Origin of the sequence: Rhodococcus sp. CX, assembly GCF_015865005.1 — a bacterium.
Taxonomy (GTDB): Bacteria; Actinomycetota; Actinomycetes; order Mycobacteriales; family Mycobacteriaceae; genus Rhodococcus.
Genome location: NZ_JADZGH010000181.1, coordinates 1 through 10,363 on the forward strand (window position 1 = coordinate 1; position 10,363 = coordinate 10,363).

A 10,363-nucleotide genomic window follows, 5' to 3' on the forward strand; every position below is an offset into this window, starting at 1 on the left:
CCGCAGCGCCGCCGCACCCGGCCCGCCGCGCCCCCGGCCGGCGAGACCCTCGACGACCGTCTCATCTCCGCGGCCGCCGATGCCCTCACCGGCTCCCGCCCGGTGCGGATCGAGGCGCGCGTGCGCAACACCGACCGCACCGTCGGTACCCGGCTCGGCGCCGAGATCGCCGCCCGCCACGGGCGGGCCGGCCTGCCCGACGACACCGTCCGCGTCGAGTTGCGCGGCAGCGCCGGCCAGTCCCTCGGTGCGTTCCTCCCGCCCGGCATCACGATCACCGTCACCGGCGACGCCAACGACTACGTCGCCAAGGGGCTGTCCGGCGGACGTGTCGTCGTGCGACCCGACCCGACCGCCCACTTCGCGGCGCACACGCAGATCATCGCCGGCAACACCCTGCTGTACGGCGCGACGAGCGGGGAGGTGTTCCTGCGCGGACGCGTCGGCGAACGCTTCGCGGTGCGCAACTCCGGCGCCGACGCCGTGTGCGAGGGCGCCGGCGACCACGCGTGCGAATACATGACCGGTGGGAGGGTGGTGATCCTCGGCGCCACCGGGCGCAACCTCGCCGCCGGCATGTCCGGTGGTCTCGCGCACGTGCTCGACCTCGCCCCGGTCCGTGTCAACCGGGACTCGGTGCACCTGACCGCGGTCGAACCCGGCGACCTCGAGCCGCTGCGGAAACTGCTGGCCGCCCACCGCGACCGCACCGGATCCCCGATCGCCGCCGCACTGCTCGTCCACTGGCCCTGCGCCGCAGCGCGATTCACCACGATCCTGCCGGTCGACTACGCGCGGGTGCGGGCCGCCGAGCAGCGCAGCGAACCCGCCACCGCAGGAGCCGGCGGTGGCTGACCCGCGCGGCTTCCTGCGGTACCGCAGGATCGAACCCCCGCACCGGCCGGTCGGGGAGCGCACCCGCGACTGGGCGGAGATCGCCGTGCCGATCGCAGCCGCCGAACACGACCGCCTCATCCGCGACCAGGCCACCCGCTGCATGGACTGCGGCATCCCGTTCTGTCACTCCGGCAGCGCCGGATGCCCGCTCGGCAACCTCATCCCGGAATGGAACGATCTGGTGCGCCGTGACCTGTGGGCCGAGGCCTCCCGCCGCCTGCACGCGACCAACAACTTCCCCGAGTTCACCGGGCGCATCTGCCCGGCGCCGTGCGAATCGGCCTGCGTGTTGGCGCTGTCCGATCCCGCCGCGGCCGTCACCATCGAGAAGATCGAAATGGCCATCGCCGACCACGCCTTCGCCGACGGCACCGTCACCCCGCAACCGCCGCGGCACCGCACCGGACGCTCGGTCGCGGTCGTCGGCTCCGGTCCGGCGGGGCTGGCCGCCGCGCAGCAGCTCACCCGCGCCGGACACGCCGTGACGGTGTTCGAACGCGACGACCGGCTCGGCGGGCTGCTCCGCTACGGCATCCCGGCCTACAAGATGGACAAGGCGCTGATCGACCGTCGTATCGCGCAACTGCGCGCCGAAGGCACCCGGTTCCGCACCGGCTGTGAGGTCGGCACCGACCCCACCCTCGCCCGCCTGCGCGCCGACTTCGACGCGGTGGTCCTCGCGGTCGGCGCGGGCGCCACCCGCGACATGGACCTGCCCGGCCGTGACCTGTCCGGCGTGCACCAGGCCATGGACTACCTGGTCGCGGCCAACCACGACTGCGAAGGCGACGGCCCCACCCCGATCCACGCGGCTGGACGCCGGGTCGTGATAATCGGTGGCGGCGACACCGGCGCCGACTGCCTCGGCACCGCGCACCGCCACCGCGCCGCGTCGATCACCCAGCTCGACTACCGCGTCCGGCCCCCCGACACCCGCGACGAGAACCGCAGTCCGTGGCCGCTCGTCCCGTGGGTGCTGCGCACCACGCCGGCGCACGCCGAAGGCGGCGAACGACGCTTCGAGGTCGGCGTGCAACGGTTCGTCGGCGACGACCACGGCCGGCTGCGGGCACTGGTGGTCGCCGAGGTCGACGCACACCGCACCCGGGTGGGCCCGGAATTCGAGATCCCGTGCGATCTCGCGCTGCTCGCCATCGGATTCGACGGGGTGCGACCCGGAAGGCTGGTCGACGACGGCCCCGCGACCACCGCACGCGGCACCCTCGACTGCGGCGCCGACTGGCAGACCGACGAACCGGGAGTGTTCGTGTGCGGAGACGCGCACCGCGGCGCCTCGCTCGTGGTGTGGGCGATCGCCGAGGGCCGCGCGGCCGCGCGCGGCGTCGACACCTACCTGACCGGCCGGTCCCGGTTGCCCGCACCGGTCACCCCGGATTCGCGAGTGCTGACCACGGGCTGAGGGCATCGGCCGGAACCACAGGCACCGAATCGAGTGCCGCCAGGGGTGGCGCAATTCACACGAGCAGCGCGCTACCCGTCCCGTGCGGCGGGTTGTCGTAAGTTACGCGCGAGTTGGGTTCCAGCGCCCTCCAACCGCGGTCGTCACCCCGCTGCCGGGGGACTAGGCTCGACCCGTGACCCGACGCACCAAGATCGTTTGCACCATGGGCCCCGCCACCGCCGACCCCGAGGTCCTCAAGGAACTCGTCGCAGGCGGCATGGACGTGGCCCGACTCAACTTCAGCCACGGAGAACACTCGGAGCACGAGGCCCACTACAACCGGGTCCGCGCGGCGGCCGAAGCCAGCGGACACGCCGTGGGCATCCTCGCCGACCTGCAGGGACCGAAGATCCGCCTCGGCCGCTTCACCGAAGGCCGCACCGAATGGGCCAACGGTGAGGTCGTGCGGATCACCGTCGACGACGTCGACGGCACCCACGACCGGGTCTCGACGACGTACAAGGAACTCGCGCAGGACGCCGTCCCCGGCGACCGTCTGCTCGTGGACGACGGCAAGGTCGGGCTCGTCGTCGAAGCGGTCGAGGGCAACGACGTCGTCTGCCGCGTCACCGAAGGCGGACCGGTCAGCAACAACAAGGGCGTGTCGCTGCCGGGGATGAACATCTCCGTGCCCGCCCTGTCCGAGAAGGACATCGAGGACCTCGAATTCGCGCTGCGGCTCGGTGTCGACTTCATCGCCCTGTCGTTCGTGCGTTCGCCCGCCGACATCGAACTCGTGCACGAGGTGATGGACCGTGTCGGCCGCCGGGTCCCGGTCATCGCCAAGCTCGAGAAGCCCGAGGCGATCGAGAACCTCGAAGCCGTCGTCCTCGCGTTCGATGCGGTGATGGTCGCCCGCGGCGACCTCGGCGTCGAACTGCCGCTCGAAGAGGTGCCGCTGGTGCAGAAGCGGGCGATCCAGATCGCCCGCGAGAACGCCAAGCCGGTCATCGTCGCCACGCAGATGCTCGAGTCGATGATCGAGAACTCGCGGCCCACCCGCGCCGAGGCCTCCGACGTCGCCAACGCGGTGCTCGACGGCGCCGACGCGGTGATGCTCTCCGGCGAAACCTCGGTCGGCAAGTTCCCCGTCGAGACGGTCCGGACGATGGCCCGCATCATCGCGGCCGTCGAGTCCGATTCGACGGAGGTGCCCGCCCTGACCCACGTGCCCCGCACCAAGCGCGGTGTCATCTCCTACGCGGCCCGCGACATCGGCGAGCGCCTCGATGCCAAGGCCCTGGTCGCGTTCACCCAGTCCGGCGACACCGTGCGCCGGCTCGCGCGCCTGCACACCCACCTGCCGCTGCTCGCGTTCACCCCGGTCCCTGCCATCCGCAATCAGCTCGCGCTGACCTGGGGTACCGAGACGTTCTCCGTCGAACCGATGCAGACCACCGATCAGATGGTCGAACAGGTCGACGCGGCGCTACTGTCGTTGGGTCGCTACCAGCGTGGCGACCTCGTGGTGATCGTGGCCGGTGCCCCTCCGGGACGTTCCGGCTCGACGAACCTGATCCACGTGCACAGGCTGGGGGAGAAGGACACTCGTTGACAGGTATCGAGGCGACGGACCTCGACGTCCTCCTCGGTCTGCTCGATCTCGAGCAGACCGAGGAGGACGTTTTCCGTGGAGCACACCCGCCGCAGACCGGTCTGCGGACCTTCGGCGGACAGCTCGTGGCACAGGCGCTCGTCGCCGCCGGCCGCACCACCGGTGACCGGCCGATCCACGCGCTCAACGCCCACTTCATCCGCGGTGGCAACGTCGAGGAACCCATCGAATACCGGGTCGCGCGGCACCGGGACGGGCGCGACTTCGCCAATCGCATGGTCACCGCCTATCAGGGCGACGAGGAACTGTTCGTCATGCTCGCGGCCTACCAGAAATGGGGCAAGGGACTCGAACACGCGGTGACGGTCCCCGAGGTGCCGTACCCGGAGGCGCTGCCGCCCATCGGTGACCATCTCGAAGGCTACGAGGAGCACCTGCCCGGCTTCGTGAACGCCCTCAAACCCATCGACATGCGGTACGCGAACGATCCCGCGTGGATCCTCAAGGGCACCGGCGAGAAGCTCAACCACAACCGGGTGTGGATGCGCACCGACGGGGAACTGCCGGACGATCCGCTGCTGCACGTCGCCGCGAACCACTCCATCTGGTTCCATCGGCCGCCGCGGTTCGACCAGTGGCACCTGTACGCCACCGAATCCCCGGTCGCCGCCGGATCGCGCGGCCTGGCCACCGGCCGCTACTTCAATCTGGACGGCGAACTCGTCGCCACCGTGGTCCAGGAAGGGATCATCAAGCACTTCCCGTCCCGGCGCTGAACGGGCGGTAGCGGCGATGTTCGCGAGCCTCGCGCTCGTCATGGTGATCGCGATCGTCGGGTCGCTGCCCGCGGCCCGCAGCGGTGTCCGGTTGCCCCTCGTGCTCGGCGAGTTACTCGCCGGGGTCGTCGTCGGAGTCAGCGGCCTGGGCTGGATCGACGCGAGTGAACCGACCCTCGACGCGGTCGCGCAGGTGGGTTTCGCGCTGGTGATGTTCCTCGCCGGCACCCACGTGCCGATCCGCGACGCCCGGCTGCGTCCGGCGCTGCGGCGGGGGATCGCGCGGGCCGCGCTCGTCGGTGCGGTCGCAGTGCCCGCCGGGGCGGGGCTCGCGTGGCTGTTCGATGCGCCGCACGCGGCGCTGTTCGCGGTGCTGCTGGCGTCGTCGTCGGCGGCGCTGGTTCTGCCGATCGTCGACGCGTCCGAAATCGGCGGGCACGAACTGCTGGCGCTGCTCGTGCAGGTCGCGGTCGCCGACACCGTCTGCATCGTCGCGTTGCCGCTCGTCATCGACCCGCCCGCAGCGCTGCGCGCCGGGCTCGGCTCGCTCGCGGTGATCGCGTGCGCGGCGGTGGTGTTCCTCGTGCTACGGCAGCTGGACCGCACCGGCGTGCAGCGCCGCGTCCACAACGTGTCCAAGGACCGCAAGCTCGCCGTCGAACTGCGGGTAAGCCTGGCGGTGCTGTTCGGGCTCGGTGCCCTCGCGGTGTGGACGCACGTGTCGGTGATGCTCGCCGGGTTCGCGCTCGGGCTCGCGGTCGCCGGGGTCGGGGAACCGCGGCGGCTCGCCGGCCAGCTGTTCGCGGTCACCGAAGGGTTCTTCGCCCCCGTCTTCTACGTGTGGATCGGGGCGTCCATCGACGTCCGGGCGCTGGCGGAGGATCCGTCCCGGATCGGGCTGGGCCTGGCGCTCGGCGCGGTCGCGGTGCTCGTGCACCTCGTGCCGCGCGTCACCGGTCAGCCGGTCGCGCTCGGCGCGCTGTCGGCGACCCAGCTGGGGATCCCGCTGGCGGCGGTCGCGATCGGCCTCGCCGGGGGCCTGCTGTCGCGGGCCGACGCCGCCGCCCTGGTTCTGGGGGCGCTCGTCACGATCGCTGTGGCCGCGATCGCGGCGGCGGTGGCGACACCTCGCGGCCGGGACGCCGTGGAGCCGTGACCGCCCCCGACCCGCGGAATGTCCCGAGTTCGGCTGCTGTTGCTCGAATCGGGGTCGCGTACTCGTGCGGCTTCGGAAAGGACTCAACGTCATGTCGGCGACCACCACGCTGCCCGTGATCGACCTCGCGGACCTCGACCGCGGAGCCGAGGCCCGCGCGGATCTGCTCACCCGGCTCCGCACGGTGACCCACGAGATCGGGTTCTTCCACTTGGCCGGCCACGGCATCGATCCGGCGCTCGCCGCGGACCTCATCACCGCGGCCCGCGCGTTCTTCGCGTTGCCCGATGCCGCGAAACTCGAGATCGAGAACTCGCATTCGCCGCAGTTCCGCGGCTACACCCGCATCGGTGGGGAACGCACCCAGGGCTACGTCGACTGGCGCGAGCAGATCGACATCGGGCCCGAACGTGCGGCCGTCACCGAGATCGATCCTGCGAAGCCGTGGGAGGTGCTGCACGGTCCGAACCTGTGGCCGGCGCAGCTGCCCGAGCTGCGGGAGCTCGCGCTGCGGTGGATCGACCAGGCGCAGGCCGTCGGGATCGTCCTGCTGCGCGCCTGGGCGGAGTCGCTCGGTGCCCCCGCCGACTTCTTCGACGACGCCTTCGCCGATCCCGATCCGCTGCTCAAGATCGTCCGGTATCCCGGTCACGACCGGTCGGTCACCGGGCAGGGCGTCGGCAGCCACAAAGACGTCGGCGTCCTCACCCTGCTGTATCCGGAACCGGGCAGCACCGGATTCCAGGTCGACCGCGACGGCACCTGGATCGACGTGGCTCCGCAACCGGGCTGCTTCATCGTCAACATCGGGGAACTGCTCGAACTGGCCACCGGCGGTTACCTCGAGGCCACCGCGCACCGGGTGTTGCCGCCGGAACCCGGCACCGACCGGATCTCGCTGCCCTTCTTCCTCAACCCCGGGCTCGACAAGGAACTGCCGACCGTCCCGCTGCCGCCCGAGCTCGCGGCGAACGCCCGCGGCGTCGGCACCGACGAACACGGCGGCACCCTGCATTCGGTGTACGGCCTGAACGCGCTCAAGTCCCGGCTGCGCGCCCATCCGAACGTGACCGAGCGGTACCACGCGGGCCTGTTGAACTCACCCGCTCTGCGTGGGTCCACCCCCTGACCCCCGCGCTCGTGCGTGGTTCCGGTAGCTGTGGCCACCGAAACCGCGCACGACCAGGCGTTAGTGGATGCGGGATTCCCAGTCCGCCGGGACCCTGCCCGCGGGGCCGGGGACGGGTTGGTCTAGAGGATGATGTCGCGGCGGTGCCAACTCCGGCCCCTCGTACATCTGCTCGGTCCGGTAGTTCCAGAACCAGTCCTCACCGGGTTCGTAGCTCTGGATGAAAGGGTGCCCGCTCGCAGCGGCGTGCGCCGTCGCGTGTTGTCCCGGTGATGAGTCGCAGCAACCGATGTTCCCGCACTCGGCGCAGCGCCGCAGATGCACCCACCACCCGCCGTCCGAGTCGCAGTCCACGCAGCCCGGGCCGCTCGGCGGCACGTCCGGGCGAATTCCCTCGATCTCGGTCAATTCTCGCTCCCTCCGGTGCGGTCGGCGACACCCCGTTCACGGTTGAGTCGACGCTATCGTCCGCGCTGGAGGAACAGGTCGATTTCCGGTGGCGGCATTCGATCGGGTTGATCAGCGAAGACCCGTCGCGAGCGCATTTCCCAGGGTTTCCTCGACACCGCTACCAGGTGCCGGGGAGTCGCCTACCCTGAATCCGTTGCGTTGCTGGTCACCCACGCTCGCGGAAATCAGGTGGCGCCATGGTCGAAGCGGCAGGGTCGCCGAGCCCGCCGGACGACGCTTCCGGTCGACCCGAACCGCTGTCGCGACGGGACCGGTGGCGGATCGTCTTCTACGCCCTGGCTCGTCCGTCCCTGACCACGGTGGGGTTGCTGCTCGTCTACTTCCTCGTGCCCCTCGACCACGTCGGCGACCTGTCCGCCGCGGTGGCGCTTGCCGCAGGGCTTCTCGTGGTCGTCGCCCTGGGCTGGTGGCAGCTCCGCCGGATCATGGCCTCCGAATATCCCGGGGCGCAGGCGATCGAGGCGCTCACGACCGTGGTCGCGTTCTACCTCATGCTGTTCGCGACGGTGTACTTCCGGATGTCGGTGGTGAGCGCCGGCAGCTTCGACGAGCCACTGACCCGGATCGACGCCCTCTACTTCTGCCTGACCGTGTTCGCGACCGTCGGCTTCGGTGACATCGCCGCCGTCACCCAACCGGCACGGGTCGTGGTCTCGGTGCAGATGATCGCCAACCTGATCCTCATCGCCGTCGGCATCCGCGTGTTGTCCGCGGCCGTGCAATGGCGGCGGCGGCAGCGCGGCATCGGCTGATCCGGACTCCTTGCCGAAGAATTCCCCATTTCCGCATGTCCGCCCGCCGCCGCGGGTGATCCTTGTCCGGAACCCGGCGATCGTCGATGAAACGGGGGTCCGGAATGGTGGAGTGGTCAACGGTCGTCGTCGACAGCGCCCTGTGGACGGTGAAGGCCTTCGTCATCACGCTCGTCGTGTCCGTCGCCGTGATCGCGGCGCTGGTGCGCTTCACCCGCTGGGGACGCCAATGGTGGCGCATCGCGGCGTCGTATTTCGATCCCCGCACCGGAACGGCCGGTGTCGGCCTGGCCGCGTTGGTGCTGTTCCTGACGGTGTTCGCGGTGCGGATGAACGTGCTGTTCTCCTACTGGTACAACGACTTCTACACGGCGATCCAGAATCTCGACGAACCGGCGTTCTGGCGATTCATGCGAATCTTCGCGCTCCTCGCCACGGTGCACGTGCTGCGCGCCCTCGTCGTTTATCTCGTCAGCCAGACCCTCGACATCAACTGGCGTACCCACCTGAACGAACGGCTCGTGGATCGGTGGCTCGATTCCGGGGCCTACTACCGTGAGCGTTTCGTCGACGACCCGGTCGACAACCCCGACCAGCGGATCCAGGTCGACATCACGGATTTCGTCACCACGACCCGTGTCCTGTCGATGGGGGCGGTCAACGCGGTGCTGTCGATCGTGAGCTTCACCGGCATCCTCTGGGACCTGTCCGGTCCGATGACGCTCTTCGGCGTCGAGATTCCGCGCCTGATGGTCTTTCTCGTGTTCATCTACGTCCTGGTCACCACCGCGGTCGCGTTCTGGATCGGGCGGCCCCTGATCAGGCTGAACTTCCTCAACGAGAAACTCGGCGCGACCTATCGCTACGCGCTGGTCCGGGTGCGCGAGTACGGCGAGTCCATCGCGTTCTACCGCGGGGAACCCGTCGAACGCGGTGGCCTGCTCGCGAAATTCTCGGCGGTCATCCGCAACTGGTGGCGACTGGTGTTCCGGACCCTGAAGTTCAACGGTTTCAACCTCGCCGTCAATCAGCTCTCGGTGATCTTCCCGTTTCTCGTCCAGGGCCCGCGGCTGTTCGCCGGTCAGGTGACCCTCGGCGACGTGATGCAGACGTCCAACGCGTTCGGTCAGGTGCACGATTCGCTGTCGTTCTTCCGTGAGTCCTACGACGACTTCGCGGCGTTCCGGGCCACCACGATCCGTCTCACGGGATTGCTCGACACGACCGATCGAGCCGGGAAGCTGCCCACGCTCGCCGCGACCGAGCAGGGGGAGCGTCTGGACCTGAGCGGTCTGTCCGTCACCACCCCCGCCGGGGACCCGCTGGTCACGGACCTGTCGCTGAACGTCGAGCCGGGCGAGGCGCTGCTCGTGCGCGGTGCGTCGGGCAGCGGGAAGACCACCCTGCTGCGCACCGTCGCGGGGCTGTGGCCGCACGCGCACGGCGCGGTCGGGCGCCCCGCCGGTGACGCGCTGTTCCTGTCGCAGCAGCCCTACATGCCGCTAGGTACGCTGCGCGACGCACTCACCTATCCGGACCCGGCCGACGCTGCCGAGACCGGCAGGGACGACGCCGCGCTGCGCCGGGTTCTCGAACGGGTCCAACTCGGGCACCTGGTGGGCCGGCTGGACGAGCCGGCGGACTGGACCCGCATCCTGTCGCCCGGGGAGCAGCAGCGCCTCGGCTTCGCGCGCATCCTGCTCGCGGAACCGGCGATCGTGTTCCTCGACGAAGCGACTGCCGCCGTGGACGAAGGACTCGAGAACTCGCTGTATCGCACGTTGCGGGAGGCGCTGCCCGAGTCGGTGATCGTGAGTGTCGGTCATCGGAGCACGCTCGACGGATTCCACGACCGGATCCTCGAACTCCGCGGCGGTGGACAGTGGGCCGTCACCGATCGCGTGCGGTGACAACTTAGGCACCGTAACGGATTTCGTGTTGCGAATGGGTCTCCGATTGGGGACCAAAGCCCTCCATGGAATGTCGCAGATCACAGTTCCGTTGCGAGATGTATGTCACAGCGGATAAGATTGACACGTTCGCGCAGCCTTTGGCCCTCAGGTCACCGGTTCGCGAGTGGGGAGCATTTCGGTGTGGACGCCGACTCTGTAAGCAGCACAGAGCATTCGGCATTCTCGATGTCCGCAGTCCGAGTGCAGTGCGGC

Annotated in this window: 8 protein-coding genes and 1 pseudogene; 8 read left to right on the forward strand and 1 reads right to left on the reverse strand. The window is 69.9% G+C overall.

Annotation, left to right across the window (positions count from 1 at the left end):
- The 6 genes and pseudogenes from I0Q12_RS19020 to I0Q12_RS19045 all read left to right on the forward strand — a co-directional run.
- Positions 1–855 (forward strand): annotated as a pseudogene (locus tag I0Q12_RS19020) (glutamate synthase subunit alpha); the annotation flags it as partial.
- Complete coding sequence (locus I0Q12_RS19025; protein ID WP_197253546.1) at positions 848–2,317, forward strand: glutamate synthase subunit beta; 1,470 nt, start codon at positions 848–850, stop codon at positions 2,315–2,317. The pseudogene I0Q12_RS19020 and the gene I0Q12_RS19025, both read left to right, overlap by 8 nt.
- Positions 2,318–2,492: 175 nt before the next feature.
- Positions 2,493–3,914, forward strand: a complete 1,422-nt coding sequence (gene pyk / locus I0Q12_RS19030; protein WP_197253548.1) for a pyruvate kinase — start codon at positions 2,493–2,495, stop codon at positions 3,912–3,914.
- The gene (locus I0Q12_RS19035; protein ID WP_197253550.1) at positions 3,911–4,690 is read left to right on the forward strand and encodes an acyl-CoA thioesterase II; all 780 of its coding nucleotides are present in this window, start codon (positions 3,911–3,913) and stop codon (positions 4,688–4,690) included. The genes pyk and I0Q12_RS19035 overlap by 4 nt, the downstream gene beginning before the upstream one ends.
- 16 nt (positions 4,691–4,706) lie before the next feature.
- Positions 4,707–5,846, forward strand: coding sequence for a cation:proton antiporter (locus tag I0Q12_RS19040; protein WP_197253552.1), 1,140 nt, complete (start codon positions 4,707–4,709; stop codon positions 5,844–5,846).
- A 91-nt stretch (positions 5,847–5,937) separates the two neighbouring features.
- Complete coding sequence (locus I0Q12_RS19045) at positions 5,938–6,975, forward strand: isopenicillin N synthase family oxygenase (protein WP_197253554.1); 1,038 nt, start codon at positions 5,938–5,940, stop codon at positions 6,973–6,975.
- 60 nt (positions 6,976–7,035) lie between these two features.
- Here I0Q12_RS19045 and I0Q12_RS19050 read toward each other — a convergent pair whose 3' ends face one another.
- Positions 7,036–7,383, reverse strand: a complete 348-nt coding sequence (locus I0Q12_RS19050) for a UBP-type zinc finger domain-containing protein (protein ID WP_197253556.1) — start codon at positions 7,381–7,383, stop codon at positions 7,036–7,038.
- Between the two features lie 239 nt (positions 7,384–7,622).
- On the opposite strand from I0Q12_RS19050, the gene I0Q12_RS19055 reads away from it, so the two are divergent.
- The gene (locus tag I0Q12_RS19055; RefSeq protein ID WP_197253558.1) at positions 7,623–8,198 is read left to right on the forward strand and encodes a potassium channel family protein; all 576 of its coding nucleotides are present in this window, start codon (positions 7,623–7,625) and stop codon (positions 8,196–8,198) included.
- Positions 8,199–8,305: 107 nt separating this feature from the next.
- Positions 8,306–10,108, forward strand: a complete 1,803-nt coding sequence (locus tag I0Q12_RS19060) for an ABC transporter ATP-binding protein/permease (RefSeq protein ID WP_197253591.1) — start codon at positions 8,306–8,308, stop codon at positions 10,106–10,108.
- The last annotated feature ends 255 nt before the right edge of the window (positions 10,109–10,363 follow it).

Bases quoted from the DNA above. Each gene is read 5' to 3' on its own strand.
- I0Q12_RS19045 (WP_197253554.1), top strand. From the start codon at position 5,938: ATGTCGGCGACCACCACGCTGCCCGTGATCGACCTCGCGGACCTCGAC.
- I0Q12_RS19055 (WP_197253558.1), top strand. From the start codon at position 7,623: ATGGTCGAAGCGGCAGGGTCGCCGAGCCCGCCGGACGACGCTTCCGGT.
- I0Q12_RS19040 (WP_197253552.1), top strand. From the start codon at position 4,707: ATGTTCGCGAGCCTCGCGCTCGTCATGGTGATCGCGATCGTCGGGTCG.